This is a genomic window from Rhodococcus maanshanensis NBRC 100610 (assembly GCF_001894865.1).
Classification (GTDB): domain Bacteria; phylum Actinomycetota; class Actinomycetes; order Mycobacteriales; family Mycobacteriaceae; genus Rhodococcus_G; species Rhodococcus_G maanshanensis.
In genome coordinates this window covers 18,331-39,265 of the sequence record NZ_BCXA01000014.1, presented here as the reverse complement: position 1 = coordinate 39,265, position 20,935 = coordinate 18,331, and the positions used below count along the sequence as shown (strand labels likewise).

Genomic DNA, 20,935 nt, shown 5'->3' with positions numbered 1-20,935 from the left:
GCCTCTCGTCGTCTGGGCCCGGCGCGGTCAGCCGGCCAGTGCCCGCTCGAGCGAGTCGTCGGGATCCGAGACGACCTTCGGGTTCCGGCTGCTGAGCATGTCCGCGACCGCCTTCGGGCTGGCCAGCCACTCGCGGACGGTGTTCCTGGCCACGGTGATGAAGCGGCAGTCGCAGTCGCCCTTGACGCCGTCGGCATCGATACCGGCATCCCGGCACAGCGCCACCGCCCTGGCGACGTGATTCCCCTGGCTGACGATGAGGGCCTTGCGCACGCCGAAGGTCGTCGCGGCGCGGGCACAGGTGTCGTAGGTGTCCAGGCCGTAGCCGTCGCCGACGATCAGCGTCCGATCGATGCCCTTGGCCACCAGATAGTCGGTCATCGCGGCGATCTCGTCCCCGGATGTGCCGTTCGCGTCGCCGGAGACCAGTACCGCGCGGGCCTTGCCCTCGCGCACCATCTGCGCGCCGACGTCGAGGCGACCGGCGAGGAAGGACATCGGCTTGCCATCCTTGACCTTGGCGCCGAGCACGATCACCACCGGGGCCTCAGGGGCGTCCTCCGGGTCGTACACGTGCCCGGCCGAGGCGACCGCCACCCAGGCCATCGAACCCAGCAGCAGCACGACAGGAACGGCGACGACCGCACCCGCGACGCGCAGCAGCCGACGCCTCATCGCTGCGCCCGACGTGCCGCCTTCGCCTCGGCCTCTTCGGCATCCATCCGGTTGGCCTCCTCGAGCGTGGGGGCGCCGCCGCCGAGGCGCGCGGGCACCCAGTAGGCGCCCGCCGGGTGCTCGTAGCCCTGTTGCAGCTCGTGCAGCATCGACTCCATCGTCGCGTGCAGTTTCGTGGTGAGCTCACTGGCCGGTTCGAAGGGCTGGATCGGCTCGCCGACCGCGATGGAGATCGGAGTGTTGGTGCGCCCCAACCGCTTCGGGTGACCCTTGGTCCAGACCCGCTGAGCGCCCCAGATCACGATCGGGATGATCGGCACGCCGGCCTCGATGGCCATCCGCGCGGCGCCGGACTTGAACTCCTTGAGCTCGAAGCTGCGACTGATCGTCGCCTCCGGGTACACGCCGACCAGTTCCCCGCCGCGCAGGTCGTCGACCGCCGCCCGGTAGGACTCGGCGCCTGCGGCGCGGTCGACCGGGATGTGCCGGAGCGCACGCATGATCGGCCCGGAGATCTTGTTGTCGAAGACCTCCTTCTTCGCCATGAACCGGATGTAGCGCTTCACGGTGCGCACCGGCAACCCGGCGTAGGTGAAGTCCATGTACCCGGTGTGGTTGACGGCGATCACCGCCCCACCCGTGGCCGGGATGTGCTCGTCACCCTTGACGGTGAACTTCAATCCCTCGGCGGCGAACACCACGCGGGCGACGCCGATGATCGTTCTGTAGACGGGTTCCACGTCGGCCAGCGTAGCCCGACTGCCGTGATCCGGCCCACCACGACGAGAGCGGGGCGAACTCCCCACGCCCGGTCGGTCAGTCGACGCAGGGGATGCCGTCGTCCGCCCGCACGGCCCCGCCCTGCGGCCCCGAGGTGGGCACGTCGCCCGCGAAGGCGCGCAGGCCCGCATCCGGCGCCGCGCCCCGCGCGGGCTCGTCACGGTCCGGGAGACCCGGCGCCTGCCTGCCGCCCTGCACGACCGCGGACCGGCCGCCGCCGAACAGTGCCGCGATCTCCGCCCGCAGCCGGTCCGGGTCGACCCGGTTCACGGACTGCCCGTCGATCGTGGCGTATTCCTCGATCGGCAGCGTGAAGAAGTCCAGGTTGCCGGAGGTCAGATTGTCGGCCTGCGAGGCGAAGGACACCGGGTCCATCCCGGAATCGATGACGATGTCCTTCTTGACCACGTCGACCAGCGCCTGCATCTTGCCGATGTTGCCGATCACGCCGCTGCTCTTGAGGTTGGCGATCACCCCGGCGATGAACGCCTGCTGGCGGTGCGTGCGGTCCAGGTCCCCGTTGTCGAGACCGTGCCGCTGGCGCACGAACGCCAGCGCCTGCGCCGGGTCGAGTGACTGCACACCGGCCTTGAAGTGGGCCCCGGAGAAGTCGTCCTGCACGGCATTGTTCAGGCAGACCTTGACGGGACCGACCGCCTGCGCCAGGTGGTAGAAGCCGAGCATGTTCACCTCGGCGAAGTGGTCGATGGGCACCTGCAGCAGGTTCTGCACCGTCGCGAGCGTCGAGCGGCGACCCGCGTCGCGCGCCTGCCGTTCCCGCTCGGCGTCGTCGACACCCGCCTCGGCGAGCCGACTGTCCTCGTCGGCCTTGGCGAGGCCGTAGGCCTCCTTGATCTTGCGCATCCCGTACCCGGGGACGCTCACGTAGTCGTCGCGCGGGATCGCGGCGGCCGTCGCCCGGCTGCCGTCGCCGGGGACGTGCAGCAGGATCAGGGTGTTCGTGTTGTAGCCGCCGACGCCACTGTCCCCCGCGTGCAGCTCGTCGGTGACGAACTGTGCGGGCAGGTCGCTGCCGTCCATCGCCTTGCGGCTGTCCAACCCGATCAACAGGATGTTCGCGTCGCCATGCCGGGATTTCGGGCCGTCCCCCGCGAGCGCGTCGAGCGCGTCCGAGACCTGCAGCCCCGAGGTCAGGTGGGACTGCGCCGCCCAACCGAGGCCGACACCACCGAGCACCATCGCGGACAGCGAGGCCGACAACAGCCGGGCCCGCCCGCCACGTCGTTGCTGCCGTGCACGGTGTCGTCCCGATGGTCGATCCGCCGCTCGCGGGTGACGGACCGGGTGGCGAGAACTGTTCCGGGCATTCACCGCATCCACCGTACGGACGCGCCGCGCGCGATCGCCGACGGAAGGACCTTGGTCCCTTTCCGGAGTGGCCGACGCCACGCGAGGTGCCGCGCAGCCTCTCGGCCGCCTACCCTGGAGCCGTCGTAAACCCCCAGGAGGACTACCAGTGCAGGTCACCAGCGTCGGACACGCCGGATTCCACATCCAGACCAAGGCCGGATCGATCCTGTGCGACCCCTGGGTGAACCCCGCCTACTTCGCATCGTGGTTCCCGTTCCCGGACAACACCGGGCTCGACTGGGACGCCCTCGGCAACTGCGACTACCTCTACGTCTCGCACCTGCACAAGGACCACTTCGACCCGGAGACGCTCAGCAAGCACGTCAACAAGGACGCGACGGTGCTGCTGCCGGATTACCCGGTGCCGGACCTCAAGCGCGAGCTGGAGAAGCTGGGCTTCACCAAGTTCTTCGAGACCCAGGACTCGGTCAAGCACACCGTGACCGGTCCCAAGGGTGACCTGGACGTCATGATCATCGCGCTGCGCGCCCCCGCGGACGGCCCGATCGGCGACTCCGGCCTCGTCGTCGCCGACGGCGAGACCACCTGCTTCAACATGAACGACGCGCGCCCGGTCGACATGGACGTGCTGCACGAGCAGTTCGGCAAGATCGACATCCACCTGCTGCAGTACTCGGGCGCGATCTGGTACCCGATGGTCTACGACATCCCGACCCGCACCAAGGCCAACTTCGGCAAGCAGAAGCGCCAGCGCGGCATGGACCGCTGCCGCAGCTACATCGAGCAGGTCGGGGCCACCTGGGTGGTGCCGTCGGCCGGTCCCCCGGTGTTCCTGGACGAGGAGCTGCGCTACCTCAACGACGATCGCGGCGACGAGGGCAACATCTTCCCGGACCAGATCGTGTTCCTGGAGCAGATGCGCATCCACGGCAACGACGGTGGCCTGCTGATGATCCCGGGCTCGACGGTGGACATCCACGGGTCCGAGGCCGCCCTGTCGCATCCGATCCCGGACGCCGAGGTCGACAAGATCTTCAGCGACAAGGCCGCCTACATCGAGGACATGGCGCAGCGGATGGCGCCGGTCCTCGCGGCGGAGAAGGCGTCGTGGGCGCCGGCCGAGGGCGAGCCGCTGCTCGGACCGCTGCGGGCGAAGTTCGAGCCGATCATGGCCCAGTCCGATCTGATCTGCGACGGCATCGGCTACCCGGTCGGCCTGGTGATGGGCGAGGAGACGGTCGTCCTCGACTTCCCGAACCGCACCGTGCGCGAGCCGATCGAGGGCGAGGGCAAGTACCGGTACGGCTTCCGCATCGCGCCCGAGCTGGTGCGCACGGTCCTGCGCGACGACGAGCCCGACTGGGTGAACACCATCTTCCTGTCCACCCGGTTCCAGGCGTGGCGGGTCGGCGGCTACAACGAGTTCCTCTACACCTTCTTCAAGTGCCTGACGGACGAGCGGATCGCGTACGCCGACGGCTGGTTCTCCGAGGCGCACGACGACTCCGCCTCGATCGAGGTCGGCGGCTACGAGATCCAGCGACGTTGCCCGCACCTCAAGGCGGACCTGTCCAAGTTCGGCGTCGTCGAGGGCACCAACCTCACCTGTAACCTGCACGGCTGGCAGTGGGACCTCGAGACCGGACGCTGCAAGACGTCGAAGGGCCACGAGCTGCGCTCGTCGAAGCTGTAGGCCCGAACTGGAATACCAACATTCGCGGCGAATCAGCGAAGCACGGCGATCTCCGGATCTGCTGGCGGCTGGTCGAGCACCGTGCCCGACCGGTTCCGCAGGAACTTGTCGAACATGGCCGCGACGTACGTGCGGACGAGGACCGTCGAGCGCTGGGCTGCGATGGGCCCGATGTAGCGCGCGGCGGCAGGCTGTACGGCCGCAGGCACCAGCACGGACATGTCGGTGAAGTCGTAGTGCGCTGAATCCCGCATCGTCACTTGCCGTTTCCAGCCTGTGGCGTGTTGCCAGAGCGCGTCGAGCGACGGCCTGGCGTCCCCGACCTCTTCGATCTGCTGGCTCGTCATGACCAGCACGGGACGGTCCACCCCCTCGGTGACGGCGCGTCCGAACTGCTCGTCGACACCGATCTGACCGTCGAGATCGACTGCGGCGTCGATGCGGCGGTCACCGTGCATCGCCTCGACCGCGGTGTACCCACCAGAGGAGTGGCCGACCATCCCGACATGCTCCAGGTCGATCGCGCGATCGAGACCGGCAGGCAGTTCGCGGTGGTCGGCGTCGGGGTTCGCTCCGCCTGCCAACTGGGTGAGTGAGTCGAGGACGAACCGCGTGTCGAGCAGCCTGGCGGCCATGTACTTGTTCCGGATGTCCTTCCCGTAACCCCCCGCGACCGGCGCGGCCGAGGCGACCCTCCCGCCGGGGAATTCCACGGCGGGGGCCTCGTAGGTGTGGTCGATGGTGACCACCACATAGCCTCGACTGGCCAGATCCTCGGCCTGACCGGTCCCGAGCAGGCGCGAGACCCCGCCGCCCGGCGAGTACAGAATCACGGGATGCGCGGAGTCGGTCAGCGCCGGCGTTTCCGTATACGAATTGGTCAGAAGGCCTGGAAATTCGACTCCCAGACGCTTTTCCAGGCCCGGAACGAACTCGGTGGACGCGTAGTGCGCGCGCGGGTGCATGCCGACGTCGGCCGCCGGATAAAACACCGACACCATCAACTCCCGCCGGCGATCGGGCTGAAACGGATCCTGCCGCGACTCATCGACGAGATGCAGCACGGTCGTTCCCACCGAGGATTGACCGGACGGCGGCGGAAGGACGGTCACGCCCACGGGTGCCGCGCCGGAGGCGTCCGCACTCCCGAGCACCAACGCGCAGGCGCACACGGCCGCAATTGCAATCCGACTGATCAACTTGCCCCCCACAGGCGTACGCGTATCCGCAACCGTCGACATGACCCCCGCCGCACCGACCGTAACAGGCAAGATCTCTTCCCGCGCGGAAGTCCGTCCCGAGGCGAACTCGGTCCGGATCGCCTGTCGCGGGCGCTCGCAGGCATGAGATCGACGTCGTGCCTACCGGGATCGCCCGTCGCCGGGAATTTCAACGGCCGCCCCGTCGTTACACAAAGACACGGTTTATTCGAGGCGCGCCATGTCCACGGCCACCACTTCCGGTGGGCGAGCGGGCGATCGCACAGACCGATGGCACCGCCACGTCGCGAGCATGACGAACGCCTGCCGGAAGGCGGGGCGACGACAATCGGCATTGTCGCCGGGAGAACGCTGTGCCCACATCGCGTCGACCCCTCCTTCCCTCGCAGGAAGGACGAGTCAGTGAAACTCGCGATCACCTGGATGTTCGGATTCCTTGCCGCAGGCGCGGTGCTCTTCGGTGGCTACGGTGACGATCGGGCGGGAACGGCGGTGGCCGCACAGGACCCGGTCCCGTGCCCCGAGATCCAGAACAGCAGCTCGCCCTTCGACGACCGGGACATGGACGACGACGACACGTGGCAACAGGACCGGGAGCGAGAGCGGATCGAACGCAACCAGGACCTCCAGGATCGGCGGGATCAAGTGGTGCCGAATCCCTGCGAGCCCCCCGGAATCTTCCAGAGCGCCGCCTGAGACGGAGAACGGACAACAAACCTGAGCCACCGGACGGTTCACACCCAACGGTTCACGGGCATCGGGTTCGGCCTTCCTGCTGACATAGTGAGCGGGTGCCGAACCTGAACTTCTACGCCGTCGACGATGACTGGTCCGCGGTCGTCCAGGCGGTGTTCGACCTGGAACTGTTCCGCGTCTTCGAGTCCGATTCGGAACCCGGTGCCGAGCTGCGGGAGTTCTCGGAGGCCGCCGACGTCCCCGACAGCCGACGGGGTCGGTCCCTGGCATTGTTCGTCGCGGGGTCGGGGCCGGAACCCTTGGCCAGTCGGATCGACCTACTTCCTGGCGCCGGTGGCGGGGCCACCTTCCGATACACCTGCGAAGGCTGGGGATTGATACAGCTCCGGTACGGCGGACCATGGGCCGAGGAGTTGCGCTGGAGCCACACCAATCACAACAGCGCCAAGCGTGCGGCAGCGTGGGCTGAAACGTTGCCCGAGTTGGGTGATCCCGCCGCCTGGGACTGGGCGGCGGTCACGAGGGCCTCGAGCAGGCTCAACCGCGCCATCCGGCGGATGGCGGTCGACAAGATCGGCTCGCGTCCGGTGCTGCCACACGCCGGTGGATTCATCGCGCACAGCGGACTTCGGCACGAATACGGCACCGGCATCCACGCAACACCGGTCCATGGCATGAGCGCCCGGTAGCGGACGGTCCTCGGCGTCGACGGCTATGGCGAGGCCGACGCGGAGGGGGCGGCGATGATCGGACACCTGGGCATCAACGTGCCGGACCTGGGCCGGGCGGTCGCGTACTACGACCAGATCCTGCCGTTGCTGGGGTTCGAGACGTTCTTCGGCGACATCACCCAGCACTCCTACCGTCCCGCCGACGGCAAGCGTGGCACCTACCTGTTCCTGTACCCGGCGGCGGACCCGGCGTCCGGGTATTCGCGGGAGCGCGCCGGGCTGCAGCACCTGGCGTTCGTGGTCCCCACCCGCACCCGGGTTCGCGAGGTCGCCGATGCCGTGGCCGCGCTCGGCAGCGAGATCGTGCACGCCCCACGCGAATTCCCCGAGTACCCGCCGCCGTACTACGCCACCTTCTGGACCGATCCGCACGGATTCCTCCTCGAGGCCGTGTGCCACCACGACCGGGACTGACCCCTCCCCCGGGTCACCGTCTGCGCAGCCCGAACGCGGTCACCGCTGCGGCAACCGCGATCGCGATCACCGGAACCGTCAGGGCCGCACGGTAACTGTCGAGCAGGCCCGACTCCGAGTGGTCGCCACCGAGCGTGATGACCTGCACCGCAGTGACCATCGCGAGCCCGAGCGCCGAACCGAGCTGCCAGGAGGTGTAGAGCAACGCACCGGCCAGGCCCTGCTCGTTTTCGGCGATCCCGTCCGTGCCCGCGATCGTCAGCGGCCCGTACACCAGCGCGAACGCGACACCGATGAGGATCAGCGCGGGCAGCATCGCCGCGTAGGCCGCGTCGGCGCCGATCCACAGGAACGACGCGTACGCCACCCCGGCCACCAACAGCCCGGCGAAGATCACCCGGACGTTCCCGTACCGGTTCACCAGCCGCGGCGTCAGTGTCGGCGCGAGCACCGCGTCGCCCGCAACCGCGAGCATGGCCAGGCCGGTCGCCAGCGCCGACCACCCGCGCAGTTCCTGCAGATAGAGGACGAGGATGAACTGGAATCCGACGAACGAGCCGGCGAACAGCAGCGCGGCGATGTTCGCCCGGACCAGCGGGCCAGAGCGCAGGATGCCGAGACGAACCAGCGGCGCGGATACCCGGCGCTCCACCGTGACGAACAGCGCCAACAGCGCGACACCGCCCGCCAGGACCGCGAGGGTGGACCCGAGCGCGACGTCGGGCGCCCGGACCACCCCGTAGACCAGCAGCAGCATCGCCCCGGTGACGCTGAACGCACCGAGCAGGTCGAAGTCCCGGATCGACCGCGAGCCCGGCCGCGCCTGTACCGGGATCAGCCGGATGCCGGCGAGCAGGATCAGCGCGGCCAGGATCACGGGAGCGAAAAAGACCCAGCGCCAGGAGAACTCGGCGAGCACACCACCCACGACGAGGCCGAGCGAGAAGCCGGCCGCACCCGTTCCCGCGTAGACCAGCAGCGCCTGATTGCGCTTGCGCCCCTCGGCGATCGAGGTGGTGATGATCGACAGTCCGGCGGGTGCCATGAAACCCGCGGCGACCCCCGTCACGAAGCGCGCCGCGATCAGGACCCAGCCCTCCGATGCCAGCCCGCCGAGACCGGAGAAGGCGATGAACACCGCGAGCCAGATCAGGAACATCCGGCGCCTGCCGAGCAGGTCCGCGGCCCTGCCCCCGAGCAGCATGAAGCCGCCGTAGCCGAGCACGTAAGCGCTGATCACCCACTGCAGTTCGGCGGTGGACATCGCCAGGTCGGCGCGGATCGAGGGCAGCGCAACACCGAACATCGAAACGTCGACGCCCTCGAGGAAGATGGCGCCGCACAGCACGAGGAGCATGGCCCACTCGCGGCCGGTGAAGCGGTCGCGTTCTCGTTCGAGCAGGGTTGCCTGCGGGGATTCCAGCACTGAACGCTCCTTCGATCGGCCGTCGGAAAACCGCACCTTCGGTTCCTCACCGTCTGGTCGGTTCCCTCTTGTAACTTGCCCCATTCTTCGGCACCATCGATGACCATGGAAGAAGGCACTTTGAAGGAACCGACTCACTGCGCCGGTACCGTCGGCGACCGGGACCCCTATCAGTGGGACACCAGGGAGGACTGCGAGGTCCGCCAGATCCTGGACCGGATCGCGGACAAGTGGTCCCTGTTGGTGATCGCGCTGCTCGACCGGCGAACCCTGCGCTTCACCGAGCTACGCCGGGAGATCGACGGCATCAGCCAGCGGATGCTGACCGTCACACTGCGGCAGCTCGAGCGCGACGGGCTGGTCCGGCGCACCGTGTACCCGGTCGTGCCGCCCCGGGTCGACTACGCGCTCACCCCGCTCGGCGAGACGCTGCACGAGACGATCCAGGCGCTGGTCAGCTGGACCGAGGTGCATCAGGACGAGGTCGCAAGGGCCCGCGCCGAGTACGACCTCCGCGCGGACGCCGAGCGGGACCTCGTGACCGGCGCCCGCTGACCGTCAGGCGTAGATCTCCTCGACGTCGACCGCGTGGCGCTCGAGGACCACGTTGCGCTTGAGCGACATCTTCGGGGTCAGCTCGCCGGTCTCCTGCGTCCAGTCGACGGCCAGGATCCGGACCTTCTTGATCTGTTCGGCCGAGGACACCTGCGCATTCGTCTCCGCGACCGCGGCATCGATCTCCGCGACCATCGCCGGGTGACCGACCAGCTCCGCGAGCGGCACGTCGGCGGCGACCCCGTTGCGCTCCCGCCATCCGGGCAATGCCTCCGGGTCGAGTGTGATCAGCGCCCCGACAAAGGGTTTCGCATCACCGACGACCATGCACTGGCCGATCAGCGGGTGCGCCCGCAGCGCATCCTCCGGCTGCGACGGGGAGACGTTCTTGCCCGCCGCGGTCACGATGATCTCCTTCTTACGGCCGGTGATGGTGACGAAACCGGCATCATCGATCGTCCCGAGGTCGCCGGTGCGGAACCAGCCGTCGACGAAGGCGTCCGCGGTGGCCTCCTCGTTGTGCCAGTAACCGCCGAACACCACCGGCCCGCGCACCAGTAGCTCGCCGTCGTCGGCGATCCGCGCCGCGTGTCCGTCGAGCGGGCGGCCCACGGTGCCGACCCGCTGATGGGTCGAGGTGTTCACGGTGACCGCAGCGCTGGTCTCGGTGAGGCCGTACCCCTCGTAGATCGGCAGGCCGACGCCGCGGAAGAAGTGCCCGAGCCGGGCACCCAGCGGGCCACCGCCGGAAACGGCGAGGTCGCACTCGCCGCCGAGCGCGGCCCGCAATTTCCCGTAGACCAGCCGGTCGAACAACGCGTGCCGGAGCCGCAGCCCCATACCGGCCCCGCCCTCGTCCCTGGCGCGACTCCACTCGATCGCGGTCACCGCCGCCTTGTCGAAGATCTTGGCCTTGCCACCGTCGACGGCCTTCTGCCGGGACGCGTTGTAGACCTTCTCGAACACCCGCGGCACGGACAGGATGAAGTTCGGCTTGAACGCGGCGAACTGATCGACCAGCGTCGTCCAGTCCGCGGTGTGCGCGACTGTGACCTTCGCATCGAACGCTCCCACCGAGATCGCGCGGGCGAAAACGTGCGCCAGCGGCAGGAACATCAGGGTCCGCTTGCCCTCGGCGAGGGCGTCACTCAGCGCGGTGCGCGCCGCCACCGACTCGGCGAACAGGTTCGCGTGGGTCAGCTGCACGCCCTTCGGACGACCGGTGGTGCCGGAGGTGTAGATGAGGGTGGCCGGCGAGCTCGCACCCACCGCGCCGCGCCGCGCGCGCAGCTCCGCGTCGTCCACCTGGGCCCCGCGACGGACCAACTCGTCGACCGCGCCCGCGTCGATCCGCAGCGTCTCGCGCAGCGCGGGAGCGGCGGCCGCCACCTCACTGACCGTGTCGGCGTGCCGCTGCGCCTCCACGATCAGCAGCGTGGTCCCCGAGTCCTCGAGGATCCACTTCGCCTGCGCCGCAGCCGAAGTCTCGTAGATCGCCACCGTGCAGCCGCCCGCTGTCCAGATGGCGTAGTCGAGCAGCACCCACTCGTACCGGGTCGCCGACATGATCGCGACCCGGTCCCCGGGCGCGACACCGGAGGCGATCAGGCCCTTCGCCACCGCGGTGACGCTCTCGGCGAACCGGGCGGCGGTGACATCGGACCAGTGACCCGACCCGGTCGGCAGCTGGAACGGGACGAAGTCCGGCGAGTCCTGCGCGTGCCGGAACACCGTGTCCGCCATCGACACATCGGCCGGGATGGTGAACGTCGCTGGTAACTCGTACTCGCGCATGCGCAGACCCCTCCGCTAAAATTAGAGAGCTTTTCTAGAAAGTGTCTTCAATGCGCGGCGGCCTGTCAATGACCTGCCCGTGGGCCCCGGAGGTGGACATCGGCACGCAGCATCGCGGCACCGAGACCAGGCAGCGACTCCTCGACGGGGCGCTGGCGGTGTTCGCGCAGTCCGGGCCCACCGGGTTCACCATGACCGCGGTGACCGGGGAGAGCGGCGTCAGCGTCGGCAGCCTCTACCACCACTTCGGCAGCTTCGACGGCCTGTCGGCAGCCCTCTACAGCCGCTGCATGTCCGATCTGCTGGACTCGCTGATCGCCGAGCTGGTGCGCTGCCGGACCGCGCGGACCGGCATCAAGGCGATGGCCGCGGCCTACCTGCGCTGGGTGGGGCGGCACCGTGCCCAGGCACACTTCATCCACGCCTCGGCCTATTCCGGCTTCCTGCCCGCGTACGCCGAGCAGCTCGCGGCCGAGAAGGGCCCCCGCATGCAGGCGATGGCCGACTGGATGACACCGCACGTCGAAGCAGGCCGGGTGGTGGCGTTGTCCCCCGCCCTGATCGAGATGCTGGTGATCGGACCGGTCGCGGAGACCAGCAGGCGCTGGCTGTCGGCCGCGCCCGGCATCGACCTGGACGAGGCGGCGCGGGTACTGCCCGAACGGATCTGGCAGTCGGTCAGGGGCGAGCACGGCTGAGCGCCCCGGCCGATCGGGCCTATCGTGAAGCGATGGCACTGGATCGGGACACCATCGACCGCTATCTCACCGCCTACGGGAACTCACTGACCTCGTTCGACGCCGAGGCGACCGCCGCGATGTGGGGCATGCCGGGCACCATCCTCACCGACGAGTTCGCCGGGTCGCTCTCGAGCCGGGCGGACATGGCGGAGGGCCTGCGCCAGTCGTACCCGCTGTTAAAGCAGTTGGGACTCGCAGGGATCTCGCATCAGGTCCTCGAATCGGCCGCGCTCACCGACCGGCTGGCCCGGGTCCGGGTGCGGTGGACCTTTCTCGACTCCGCGGGCGAGCCGCTGACGACCAGCGACTACGAGTACGTGCTCCGCGAGGACCCGGACGGCGTGCACACGTATGTCTCGGTCGGCATCGACGACGCGCAGAAGCTGCGCGAGCTCGCCGACCGGCTCGGCGTCGACCTCGGCTGACCGGCTACGAGCGCCACAACTCCAGGTAGTCCTGCCTGCCGAACATCTTCGCCGAGTCGACGGCCGTCGGGTGGCCGGCGTTCGGATCGGCCCCGGCGGCGGCGAGCGCGCGCACCACGGCCTCCTCGCCCTTGAAGATGGCGCCCGCGACCGGTGACTGACCGCGGTCGTTGAGCCGATCGACGTCCGCGCCCCGCTCGATCAGCAGCTGTACCACCTCGGCGTGGCCGTGGTACGCGGCGAGCATCACCAATGTGTCGCCCGTGCCGTTGGTGAGGTTCACCGGCACGCCCGCGTCGAGGTAGGCGGCGATGGTCCCGGCGTCACCCGCCCTGGCCGCGTCGAAGACCCGCTGCGCGATCTCCTGGAGCCGGGGGTCGATCGGATCGTCCGTCATGTCGACCGAAGTTACCGGGAACTACGGCCGCAGGACGTCGGTCCCGACGAACGGCTGCAGCGCCACCGGCACGGTGACGCTGCCGTCGGCCTGCTGATGGTTCTCCAGGATCGCGACGATCCAGCGGGTGGTCGCCAGCGTGCCGTTGAGGGTCGCGGCGGTCTGCGGCTTGCCGTTCTCGTCCCGGTAACGGGTGCCGAGCCTGCGGGCCTGGAAGGTGGTGCAGTTCGAGGTCGACGACAGCTCGCGGTAGGCCTGCTGGGTCGGAACCCATGCCTCGCAGTCGAACTTGCGCGCGGCGGACGAACCGAGGTCGCCACCGGCGACGTCGATCACCCGGTACGGCACCTCGATTGCCGCGAGCATCTCCCGCTCCCATGCGAGCAGCCGCTGATGCTCGGCGTCGGCATCCTCCGGCTTGCAGTAGGTGAACATCTCCACCTTGTCGAACTGGTGCACGCGGATGATGCCGCGGGTGTCCTTGCCGTGGCTGCCCGCCTCACGGCGGAAGCAGGACGACCAGCCCGCGTACCGCTTCGGGCCCTCGCTCAGGTCGATGATCTCGCTGGAGTGGTACCCGGCGAGCGGGACCTCGGAGGTGCCGACGAGGTACAGGTCGTCCTGCTCCAGGTGGTACACCTCCTCGGAGTGCTGGCCGAGGAACCCGGTGCCCTGCATGATCTCCGGCCGCACCAGCACCGGCGGGATCATCAGGGTGAAGCCGTTCGCGGTCGCCTTCTGCGCGGCCAGCTGCAGCAGGCCGAGCTGCAGCATCGCGCCGTAACCGGTCATGAAGTAGAAGCGCGCGCCGGACACCTTGGCGCCGCGCTCCATGTCGATCAGGCCGAGCGACTCGCTGAGCTCGAGGTGGTCCTTCGGTTCGAAGTCGAAGGACGGGATCTCGCCGACGGTGTCGAGGGTGATGAAGTCGTCCTCGCCGCCCGCCGGTGCCCCCTCCTGCACGATGTTCGAGATGGCGCGGGCCGCGGCTTCGAGCGCGGCGTCCGCCTCGTGCTGCGCGGCCTCGGCGTCCTTGACCTTCTGGGCCAGTTCCTTCGACCCGGCGAGCAACGCGGGCCGCTCCTCCGCGGACGCCTGCCCGACCTTCTTGCCGAGCGCCTTCTGCTCCGCCCTGAGGTTGTCGCCGGCCAGCACCGCGGCACGACGGGCCTCGTCGGCTGCCAGCAGCGCGTCGACCAGGGCCGGGTCCTCGCCCCTGGTGCGCTGTGACTCGCGGACGACGTCGGGATTCTCGCGCAGGAACTTGAGGTCAATCACGACCACAAACCTTACTTGGTACGCGGGCACGGCCCTCACCGCGTGCAGGGGAAGGTTCGGCATCGGCGCGACCAACGGGCATGATGGACGAGATGTCCGACGAACACGCCAACGAACGCGACGCCTCCGGGCGGGACGACGACGCGCGCCTCGACACCGAGGCGACCCGCGACTCGGGCACCCCGTCGGCCGACAAGCCCGGACACCATCTGTCCGCGACCATGACCAGGCGTGCCCTCGTCGCGATCGCGCTCGGCGCGGTCATCGCCGCCATCGCGACCGCGGTCTTCTCCGGCGGCTTCAAGAGCGAGAACGACCTCAGCACGCACGCCAACACCGGCGGCCCGATGTCGACCGGCGCGGTGTCGGGCAGCGCGTTCAGCACCGCCCACGCGGGCGACTGCCTGACGTGGACCGAGGACGACGCCAGCGACCTGGAAAAGGTGGACTGCTCCTCGGAGCACCTGTTCGAGGTCGCCTCCGAGGTGGACCTGAGCAACTTCCCCGGCACCGAGTTCGGCCCCGGCTCGAAGTTCCCGGGCGTGCTCCGGTTCTCCCAGCTCCGCGACGAGCACTGCACCCCAGCGGTGAACGAGTACCTCGGCGCCAAGTTCGACCCGAACGGCAAGTTCAGCGTCGGCCTGATCAACCCGGGGGTGGCCGGCTGGGCGGCCGGGGAACGCACGCTGCGCTGCGGTCTGCAGTACTCGGGCACGACCGGCAAACCACAATCGATCTACGGGACGGTTGCCGGGCAGGACCAGTCGAAGACCTGGGACGCGGGCACCTGCATCGGCATCAACCAGAACGTCCCGACGGACCCTGTCGCCTGCACGGACCCGCACGCCTTCGAGGTGATCTCGGTGGTCGACCTCGGCGCCAAGTTCACCGGCGGCTTCCCGGACATCCCGGACCAGGACAAGTACCTGGAGGAGACGTGCACGCAGGCGTCCAACGAGTTCCTCGGCTCGCCGGACGCGCTGCGGAACAAGACCCTCACCCTGTTCTGGGACAACATCGACCTGACCAGCTGGCTGGCCGGCAGCCGGAAGGTCACCTGCTCGGTCGGCAAGGAGCTCGACACCGGCGGGTTCGCCTCGATCGTCAACTCGGCCAAGGGCGACATCCTGATCAACGGCGCACCGCCGATTCCGCCGCCGCCGGTCCCCGAGGGCCGTTCGCTGCCGGTTCCGCTGCCGGGCGCTGGCAACTGACATGACCGTGCAGATGACCGAGGCCCGCTTCGAGGAGCTGGTCTCCGAGGCGCTTGACCTGATCCCCGCCGAGCTCGCCCGCGCGATCGACAACGTGGTGGTCCTGGTGGAGGACCGCGACCCCGAGGAACCCGGGCTGCTCGGGCTCTATCACGGCATCGCGCTGACCGAACGCGACAGCCATTACGGCGGTTCGCTGCCGGACACGATCACCATCTACCGCGAGGCCCTCCTCGACGTCTGCGAGTCCGAGGAGCAGGTGGTCGAGGAGGTCGCGATCACGGTGATCCATGAGGTCGCGCACTATTTCGGCATCGAGGAAGAGCGTCTGCACCAGCTCGGCTGGGGGTAGCGGGCGGGTCGGCGAAATTGGTGGGAACCGGTCGGGCGCGTGCCGCGTCCAACCTCTTGACGACCAATCTCGGTGTCCGCGGATCGCTCCGCAGGCCCCGCTCCGCCGAGCCCTCAAGGAGGCCGCGACCATGTCAGGCCATGTGTTTGTCGCTCCCGAAGCCCTGATCTCCGCCGCCACGCAGCTCGATGCCCTCGCGGCGCGCCTCGAGGCCACGGTCAGGGTCAACGCGCCTGCCCTGCACCTGGCGCCCGCGGGCAGCGAAGAGGTCTCGGCCATGGTCGCCTCCTCCTTCAACTCGGTCGCCGACAGCTTCCTGCCGTCCGCCGCGACCGGCATCACCGAGCTGCGGATCGCCGCCGACACCCTGCGCAAGCACGCCGCCGAGTACGAGAACCAGGACCATTCCCTGGGTGCCTCGCTCGCCGCCGGCATGTGAGCGTCCGACACCGGATCTGAGGAGACACCGATATGACCATGGGATTCACCGGCGTCGTCTGGATGCCTCGCGGGGCCACCTGGAACTCGACCGCCCTCAACGCCGGTGTCGGGCCGGTGCAACTGTCCGTGGCAGGCGTCGCCTGGACCAACATCGCGGCGGGCCTGACGGACGCGTCCGCAACCATGACCAAGGTGATGGGAGAGCTGCGGGTGGGCTGGGAGGGGCTCGCCTCCGATGCCGCCCTCGCCAAGCTCGTCCCGTTCACCGCCTGGACCGAGGAGTCCACAGCGATGGCGACGACGACGGCGGCCAAGGCCGCCGCAGCGGCCAGCACGCACTCCGTGGCCCGGCTGACCATGCCGAGCCTGCCCGAGATCGCGGCCGTCAAGACCGCGAAGGTGGTGGCGCACACCGTCGGGGGCTCGCTGGCCGGTGCAGGCGCAGCCGCGGAGGCCGCCGACCGGGCGATGGACCTGCGGGCGGCACTGGTCATGGAGAGCTATGAGGCCGCGTCGACCGTGGTCTCGGTGCCGCAGAGCTTCACCCCGCCGCCCCCGCTTGCAGCCGGTGCGCAGGCCTCGGGCGCGGGCGGGCAGGAGGCGGTGCCCACGAACAAGGACGACGTCGACTGGCGGACCAACCCGGCGGGCGCCGCGATGGCCGCGGTGATGGCGCAGGCGCAGAACCCGGCCGTGGTCAGCGCCGCCTCGCAGGCGGGCTCGATCGCGGGCGCCGGATTCAGCACCGTCACCTCGACCGCGAGCTCGCTCGCTCCCGCCGCGGTGTCCGCGATCACCGGAGGTGGCTCCGGCCAGTCGTTCGGCGGCTTCTCCGCGACTCCGGCGGGAGACCGGGCAGGCGGCGCGGGTGGCCGTTCGGGCTCGGGATCGGGCGCTACCCGCACCATGACCTCGGCCGGCGGCATGGGTCGCGGCGACGCGGGCGGCTTCGGCGGCGGTGGCGCCGGGCGCGCCACACTGCCCGAGGGTTGGGGCCGCGGCGCAGCCGGCGGGCTCGGCGGTGGGGCCACGGGCGTGCCGGGCGGCTCGGAGGCGTTCGCCTCCGGCGCCGCACGCGCGGAGGCGGCTGACGCGGCCGGGCCGCGCGGGGGCCAGCTCGGCGCCCCGATGATGGGCGGCGCAGCGGGCGGCGGCCGGGACGACGAGGAACACCACACCCCCGCCTACCTGAAGAACTTCGAGCACTTCAGCGACGGTCGCGTCGTCATCCCCGCCGTCCTCGGGGCGGACCCCCAGGAGTACGAGCGGTGATCGAATCGGGCACCCTTGCCCCGCCGTCCCGACTGGAGTCGGTGACGCTCGGCCTCGACGAGCTGGACCTGCTGGTGAACGTCCTCGGGATCGACGAGCTGCCGGTGGTGTTGAACGCGACGGCGCGGTTCGACTCGGTTGCCGCCAGGGACGCGGCATTCGACACCGCCCGGGTGACCCTTGCCGAACGCGGGCTCCTCGAGGCGGGCGCGGTGCACCCGGACGTCGCCGAGTGGCTGCAGGTGCTGGCCCGTCCGAACTGGGAGGTGGCGCTGCGGTGGTATGTCGCAGAGGAGATCTCGCGGCTCTGCCTCGCGCACGGACCGACGGGATCGGTGCTCGCCCTGCGCGGACCCGACTCGTATGTGCTGCAGCGCGCCGAGCATCCCTCCGGGGAACTGATGCTCGACGCGATCGGACGGCAGGCGCCGGTCGACCTGGGAGTGGTCAACGCGCCGACCGAGCAGCTGGCCGCCGCGCTGGCGGACTGCGCCGATGCCAGATCCACCGCGCGTCGGCTCACCGCGCTCGGGGTCGCCGATCAGGATGTCGTGGCGGTCGCCGCCGCGCTGGCCTGCTGCCGGGAGCGCGCCGAGATAGTCGCGATCCGCCACGGGGACGGCAGGGTCGAGCCGGTCGGCGGTCCCGTCACGGTGTTCGACACCGACAGGGGCCGGATCGTCGGCACCTCGAGTGTTTCCGCCGACGGGGCGGCCTGGTCCACGCTGAGCGCGGGCAGCGACGCCCGATTCCGCCAGGCCATCGACGTTCTGGTGGGCGCCGTCAGCTGACGCTCGGCAGACAACCATCTCGCCGCCCGGATATACAGTGCGACAGCCCAATTCATCGATCAGGCGCGTAAGGCTGCTGGGGTTCGTGGTGCCGCCGTTCTGAAACCCCCGGGCGCCGAGCCCAGCCGAGCAGATCTCATCCCGTTCACCGAACCCATTGACATAGAACACGTGTTCGACTACCATCGGACCATGGGTCTCGACGAGATGCTCTCCGCGCCAGAGGATGTGGCCGCATGGCAGCTCGCCGACGCCGATCTCCTACGGCTGATTCCCGAGTTGTCCCTGCGGATGCGGCAGCTCGAGGCACTGCGGGTCCGCCTCACGCACCAGGTCGATCAGCGTTGCGTGGCCGAGCAGGTCGGGGCGTCCTCGCCCGGCAACTGGCTCGCGGGCGCGACCACCATGACATCCGGTCAGGCGAACCGGATCGTCAAGCTCGGGCGGGAGCTGGCCAAGCACCCCGAGGTGGCCGCCGAGTTCGACTCAGGGAAAGCCGATTACGACCAGGTGCGCGTGATCGTCGAACTCCTGAACAAGGTGCCCGACCCCGATGCCCCGGCCCGCAGCAACGACAACACCACGGCCGAGACCGACGGTGACGCTTCCGGCGACGGTGATGCTGAGAATGTGTTCGACATCGTCGGAGCAGACGCCACCCGAACCCAGGCCTGCGCCCGCTACCTCCTCTACGCAGCCCGCACCGAAGACTCCACCACCCTCGCCCGCCGAGCCAGGGCACTCGAACTGATCCTCAACGGAGACAAGAAGAACCCCGACTCCGAAAACGCCGAACTCAACGAGTTCCACGCCTCGCCCGGACTCGGTGGCCGTGTCCACCTCAAAGGACACCTCGACGCCGCCTCCGGCGAAGCCCTCCTCGCCGCCCTCTCCGCCCTCTCCAAACCCCACCCCGGAGCCGACAACCGCGACGGACAAACCGGCAAAGACCAACGCACCCCCGCCCAACGCCGCGCCGACGCCCTCACCCACATCGTCGGCTCATACCTGAACTCCGGACAGGCACCCACCGAAGGCGGCGAACGACCCCACATCAACGTCTTCGTCGACGCCGACGACCTCGCCGCCACCACCGACAACCACCACCAACGGGAACGCGGTCAGGGTCGACGGCGCGGACCGGCTTGGATGCCATGGCTCGGACCGATCACCCTCGACCTCGCCGCCCGGATCTCCTGCGACGCCGACATCACCCCCATCACCATGGACCCCGACGGCAACCCCATCGACGTCGGACGCACCACCCGGCTCATACCCCGCAAACTCCGCCGCGCCCTGAACGCCCGAGACTGCGGCTGCGCCTTCCCCGGCTGCGGCCGACCCGCCGCCTGGACCGAAGGCCACCATATCCAACACTGGTCCAACGGCGGCCCCACCAACCTGTCAAACCTGGTGCTGCTCTGCCGCTTCCACCACACCACCATCCACCGCGGCGACTGGACCGTGACCATCAGCAAAGACAAACACCCCTGGTTCACCCCACCACCCTGGGTCGACCCCCACCGACAACCCGTGCCGGCACACAACCGGCGCAACCAACTCCCCTTCGCCGCCTGAGGCGAAACCAACCGGCACCGCCCGACACCCCCCAGAAATGAGGGGTGCCGGGCGGTGCCCGCCGCGCGTTCGGGAGGAGCGGTGGTAGTTGCCTGCGCCGGATCCGGATTCGGCGAACGGGCCCGCCGGCGCCGGCGTCGCCCGTGCCGTCGCCGAAATCCCGTCCTGGACATCAGGGCACACGGGTGTTACTGGTGAATAGGCCACAAGAACCAGGGGGGAACAATGGTCACACCATCGAATCGCGCGGGATCGGGCGAGCCTGTGCTGCTTCTACACGGATTCACGCTGTCCCATCACGTATGGCACCGCGTGGTGGACGACCTCTCCAGCGATTTCGACGTGCTCGCGCTGACGATGCCCGGGCATTGGGGCGGCCCGCGACTCCGAATCCGCGACCTCGGGGTCCGCGGCATCGCCGATGGAATCGAGCGTGAGCTCGATTCCGCCGGTTGGGACACCTGCCACATCTCGGGCAATTCGCTGGGTGGCCAGGTGGGGTTCGAACTAGAACGCCGAGGCCGGGCCAGGTCCCTCGCCCCGATCAATCCGAGTGGGGGCTGGAAGAGATTCTCCTACACGGAATTTCGCCTGGGGCTGGGGTTCGCTCTGCAGTATCCGCTGGCCGTGGCCGCGCGGCTGCTCGGCGATCGGGCCGCGACTCGCGAGCGCTTTCAACGGCCGGTCATCCGCAACTGCAGTAGGGACATGTCGGCCGTCAGCCCCGGGGACGCGGCCGACGTCATCCGCGCGGTGTCCCACTGCCCGGTCTACATGCCGATCCAGTTGGCGTTTCTGCGCGACGGACCCCTCACCGGGCTCGAGAACGTCGCTGTCCCCACCTCGTGATCCTGTCGGAATTCGACACCTTTGCGACGCGTGAAGACTGCATGCAGCGGCTGATCGACGAACTCCCCGATCACGTCGAGGAGATCACCCTGCCTGGAGTCGGCCACATCCCGATGCTCGAGAATCCCGAGATCGTGGCCGACGCGCTCCGAGCGCATCTGCACAAGGCGACGATGGACGAGACCCGATCGGCCACGTCACCGACCGGTTGATCCGTTCCGCGTTGCCGATACCAACGCCGTTGCCGATACCAACGACACTGGGCGCCACCGTGATTCGATG

The 20,935-nt window shown here is 69.3% G+C and carries 23 protein-coding genes; 15 read left to right on the top strand and 8 right to left on the bottom strand.

Annotated features, from left to right (window positions below; all coding sequences use genetic code 11):
- Positions 1-27: 27 nt before the first annotated feature.
- The 3 genes from RM1_RS07990 to RM1_RS07980 form a co-directional block, all read right to left on the bottom strand.
- A complete protein-coding gene (locus RM1_RS07990; protein ID WP_425528720.1) occupies positions 28-606 on the bottom strand; it encodes a SanA/YdcF family protein in 579 nt (192 codons plus the stop codon).
- A gap of 65 nt (positions 607-671) precedes the next feature.
- Positions 672-1,415: a lysophospholipid acyltransferase family protein gene (locus RM1_RS07985; protein ID WP_072750794.1), complete on the bottom strand. Its 744-nt coding sequence runs from the start codon at positions 1,413-1,415 to the stop codon at positions 672-674.
- 76 nt (positions 1,416-1,491) lie between these two features.
- Entirely contained in the window at positions 1,492-2,676 is a 1,185-nt protein-coding gene (locus RM1_RS07980; RefSeq protein ID WP_245816139.1) for an LCP family protein, read from the bottom strand.
- 256 nt (positions 2,677-2,932) lie between these two features.
- Between RM1_RS07980 and RM1_RS07975 the strand changes: the two genes are divergently transcribed.
- Positions 2,933-4,480 (top strand): MBL fold metallo-hydrolase, encoded by a 1,548-nt coding sequence (locus tag RM1_RS07975; RefSeq protein ID WP_072750792.1) that lies wholly within the window; start codon positions 2,933-2,935, stop codon positions 4,478-4,480.
- A 32-nt stretch (positions 4,481-4,512) separates the two neighbouring features.
- Here the strand turns inward: RM1_RS07975 and RM1_RS07970 are convergent, their stop codons facing one another.
- A complete protein-coding gene (locus RM1_RS07970; protein ID WP_169922292.1) occupies positions 4,513-5,544 on the bottom strand; it encodes an alpha/beta hydrolase family protein in 1,032 nt (343 codons plus the stop codon).
- 558 nt (positions 5,545-6,102) lie between these two features.
- On the opposite strand from RM1_RS07970, the gene RM1_RS07965 reads away from it, so the two are divergent.
- The 3 genes from RM1_RS07965 to RM1_RS07955 all read left to right on the top strand — a co-directional run bounded on the left by RM1_RS07965 (position 6,103) and on the right by RM1_RS07955 (position 7,541).
- Complete coding sequence (locus RM1_RS07965; protein WP_072750790.1) at positions 6,103-6,396, top strand: hypothetical protein; 294 nt, start codon at positions 6,103-6,105, stop codon at positions 6,394-6,396.
- A gap of 95 nt (positions 6,397-6,491) precedes the next feature.
- Positions 6,492-7,085 carry a hypothetical protein gene (locus tag RM1_RS07960; RefSeq protein WP_072750789.1) on the top strand — a complete coding sequence of 198 codons (594 nt, stop codon included), beginning with the start codon at positions 6,492-6,494 and terminating at the stop codon, positions 7,083-7,085.
- Positions 7,086-7,139: 54 nt separating this feature from the next.
- Positions 7,140-7,541: a VOC family protein gene (locus RM1_RS07955; protein ID WP_072750788.1), complete on the top strand. Its 402-nt coding sequence runs from the start codon at positions 7,140-7,142 to the stop codon at positions 7,539-7,541.
- Positions 7,542-7,554: 13 nt separating this feature from the next.
- Here RM1_RS07955 and RM1_RS07950 read toward each other — a convergent pair whose 3' ends face one another.
- On the bottom strand, positions 7,555-8,967 hold the full coding sequence (locus tag RM1_RS07950; protein ID WP_245816138.1) for an MFS transporter: 1,413 nt from the start codon (positions 8,965-8,967) through the stop codon (positions 7,555-7,557).
- A 105-nt stretch (positions 8,968-9,072) separates the two neighbouring features.
- Here RM1_RS07950 and RM1_RS07945 point away from each other — a divergent pair, with 105 nt between their 5' ends.
- Positions 9,073-9,522, top strand: coding sequence for a winged helix-turn-helix transcriptional regulator (locus RM1_RS07945; RefSeq protein ID WP_072750787.1), 450 nt, complete (start codon positions 9,073-9,075; stop codon positions 9,520-9,522).
- Between the two features lie 3 nt (positions 9,523-9,525).
- On the opposite strand, the gene RM1_RS07940 is transcribed toward RM1_RS07945, so the two are convergent.
- Entirely contained in the window at positions 9,526-11,316 is a 1,791-nt protein-coding gene (locus tag RM1_RS07940) for an AMP-dependent synthetase/ligase (protein WP_072750786.1), read from the bottom strand.
- 68 nt (positions 11,317-11,384) lie between these two features.
- Here RM1_RS07940 and RM1_RS07935 point away from each other — a divergent pair, with 68 nt between their 5' ends.
- Positions 11,385-12,014 carry a TetR/AcrR family transcriptional regulator gene (locus RM1_RS07935; RefSeq protein WP_072750785.1) on the top strand — a complete coding sequence of 210 codons (630 nt, stop codon included), beginning with the start codon at positions 11,385-11,387 and terminating at the stop codon, positions 12,012-12,014.
- Positions 12,015-12,046: 32 nt separating this feature from the next.
- Positions 12,047-12,481: a DUF6841 family protein gene (locus tag RM1_RS07930; protein WP_072750784.1), complete on the top strand. Its 435-nt coding sequence runs from the start codon at positions 12,047-12,049 to the stop codon at positions 12,479-12,481.
- Between the two features lie 4 nt (positions 12,482-12,485).
- Here the strand turns inward: RM1_RS07930 and RM1_RS07925 are convergent, their stop codons facing one another.
- Positions 12,486-12,878, bottom strand: coding sequence for an ankyrin repeat domain-containing protein (locus tag RM1_RS07925; RefSeq protein WP_072750783.1), 393 nt, complete (start codon positions 12,876-12,878; stop codon positions 12,486-12,488).
- Positions 12,879-12,899: 21 nt separating this feature from the next.
- The gene (gene serS, locus RM1_RS07920; RefSeq protein ID WP_072750822.1) at positions 12,900-14,156 is read right to left on the bottom strand and encodes a serine--tRNA ligase; all 1,257 of its coding nucleotides are present in this window, start codon (positions 14,154-14,156) and stop codon (positions 12,900-12,902) included.
- Positions 14,157-14,377: 221 nt separating this feature from the next.
- Between serS and RM1_RS07915 the strand changes: the two genes are divergently transcribed.
- The 8 genes from RM1_RS07915 (at position 14,378) to RM1_RS26750 (ending at position 20,865) form a co-directional block, all read left to right on the top strand.
- On the top strand, positions 14,378-15,370 hold the full coding sequence (locus RM1_RS07915) for a septum formation family protein (RefSeq protein WP_072750821.1): 993 nt from the start codon (positions 14,378-14,380) through the stop codon (positions 15,368-15,370).
- Position 15,371: 1 nt separating this feature from the next.
- Entirely contained in the window at positions 15,372-15,722 is a 351-nt protein-coding gene (locus tag RM1_RS07910) for a metallopeptidase family protein (protein ID WP_027501940.1), read from the top strand.
- A gap of 130 nt (positions 15,723-15,852) precedes the next feature.
- Positions 15,853-16,161, top strand: a complete 309-nt coding sequence (locus RM1_RS07905; RefSeq protein ID WP_072750782.1) for a PE family protein — start codon at positions 15,853-15,855, stop codon at positions 16,159-16,161.
- A 32-nt stretch (positions 16,162-16,193) separates the two neighbouring features.
- The gene (locus RM1_RS07900; RefSeq protein ID WP_072750781.1) at positions 16,194-17,435 is read left to right on the top strand and encodes a PPE domain-containing protein; all 1,242 of its coding nucleotides are present in this window, start codon (positions 16,194-16,196) and stop codon (positions 17,433-17,435) included.
- The gene (locus RM1_RS07895) at positions 17,432-18,226 is read left to right on the top strand and encodes an ESX secretion-associated protein EspG (protein WP_072750780.1); all 795 of its coding nucleotides are present in this window, start codon (positions 17,432-17,434) and stop codon (positions 18,224-18,226) included. The genes RM1_RS07900 and RM1_RS07895 overlap by 4 nt, the downstream gene beginning before the upstream one ends.
- Before the next feature lie 192 nt (positions 18,227-18,418).
- Positions 18,419-19,804 (top strand): HNH endonuclease signature motif containing protein, encoded by a 1,386-nt coding sequence (locus tag RM1_RS07890; protein ID WP_072750820.1) that lies wholly within the window; start codon positions 18,419-18,421, stop codon positions 19,802-19,804.
- A 264-nt stretch (positions 19,805-20,068) separates the two neighbouring features.
- Entirely contained in the window at positions 20,069-20,653 is a 585-nt protein-coding gene (locus RM1_RS07885; protein WP_245816136.1) for an alpha/beta fold hydrolase, read from the top strand.
- Positions 20,654-20,694: 41 nt separating this feature from the next.
- Entirely contained in the window at positions 20,695-20,865 is a 171-nt protein-coding gene (locus RM1_RS26750; RefSeq protein WP_245816135.1) for an alpha/beta fold hydrolase, read from the top strand.
- Positions 20,866-20,935: the final 70 nt, after the last annotated feature.

Excerpts from the sequence above, each read along its gene's own strand:
- RM1_RS07990 (WP_425528720.1), bottom strand. The coding sequence starts at position 606 with ATGGCCTGGGTGGCGGTCGCCTCGGCCGGGCACGTGTACGACCCGGAG.
- RM1_RS07955 (WP_072750788.1), top strand. The coding sequence starts at position 7,140 with ATGATCGGACACCTGGGCATCAACGTGCCGGACCTGGGCCGGGCGGTC.
- RM1_RS07945 (WP_072750787.1), top strand. The coding sequence starts at position 9,073 with ATGGAAGAAGGCACTTTGAAGGAACCGACTCACTGCGCCGGTACCGTC.
- RM1_RS07940 (WP_072750786.1), bottom strand. The coding sequence starts at position 11,316 with ATGCGCGAGTACGAGTTACCAGCGACGTTCACCATCCCGGCCGATGTG.
- RM1_RS07935 (WP_072750785.1), top strand. The coding sequence starts at position 11,385 with ATGACCTGCCCGTGGGCCCCGGAGGTGGACATCGGCACGCAGCATCGC.
- RM1_RS07930 (WP_072750784.1), top strand. The coding sequence starts at position 12,047 with ATGGCACTGGATCGGGACACCATCGACCGCTATCTCACCGCCTACGGG.
- RM1_RS07925 (WP_072750783.1), bottom strand. The coding sequence starts at position 12,878 with ATGACGGACGATCCGATCGACCCCCGGCTCCAGGAGATCGCGCAGCGG.
- RM1_RS07915 (WP_072750821.1), top strand. The coding sequence starts at position 14,378 with ATGACCAGGCGTGCCCTCGTCGCGATCGCGCTCGGCGCGGTCATCGCC.
- RM1_RS07910 (WP_027501940.1), top strand. The coding sequence starts at position 15,372 with ATGACCGTGCAGATGACCGAGGCCCGCTTCGAGGAGCTGGTCTCCGAG.
- RM1_RS07905 (WP_072750782.1), top strand. The coding sequence starts at position 15,853 with ATGTCAGGCCATGTGTTTGTCGCTCCCGAAGCCCTGATCTCCGCCGCC.
- RM1_RS07900 (WP_072750781.1), top strand. The coding sequence starts at position 16,194 with ATGACCATGGGATTCACCGGCGTCGTCTGGATGCCTCGCGGGGCCACC.
- RM1_RS07890 (WP_072750820.1), top strand. The coding sequence starts at position 18,419 with ATGGGTCTCGACGAGATGCTCTCCGCGCCAGAGGATGTGGCCGCATGG.
- RM1_RS26750 (WP_245816135.1), top strand. The coding sequence starts at position 20,695 with ATGCAGCGGCTGATCGACGAACTCCCCGATCACGTCGAGGAGATCACC.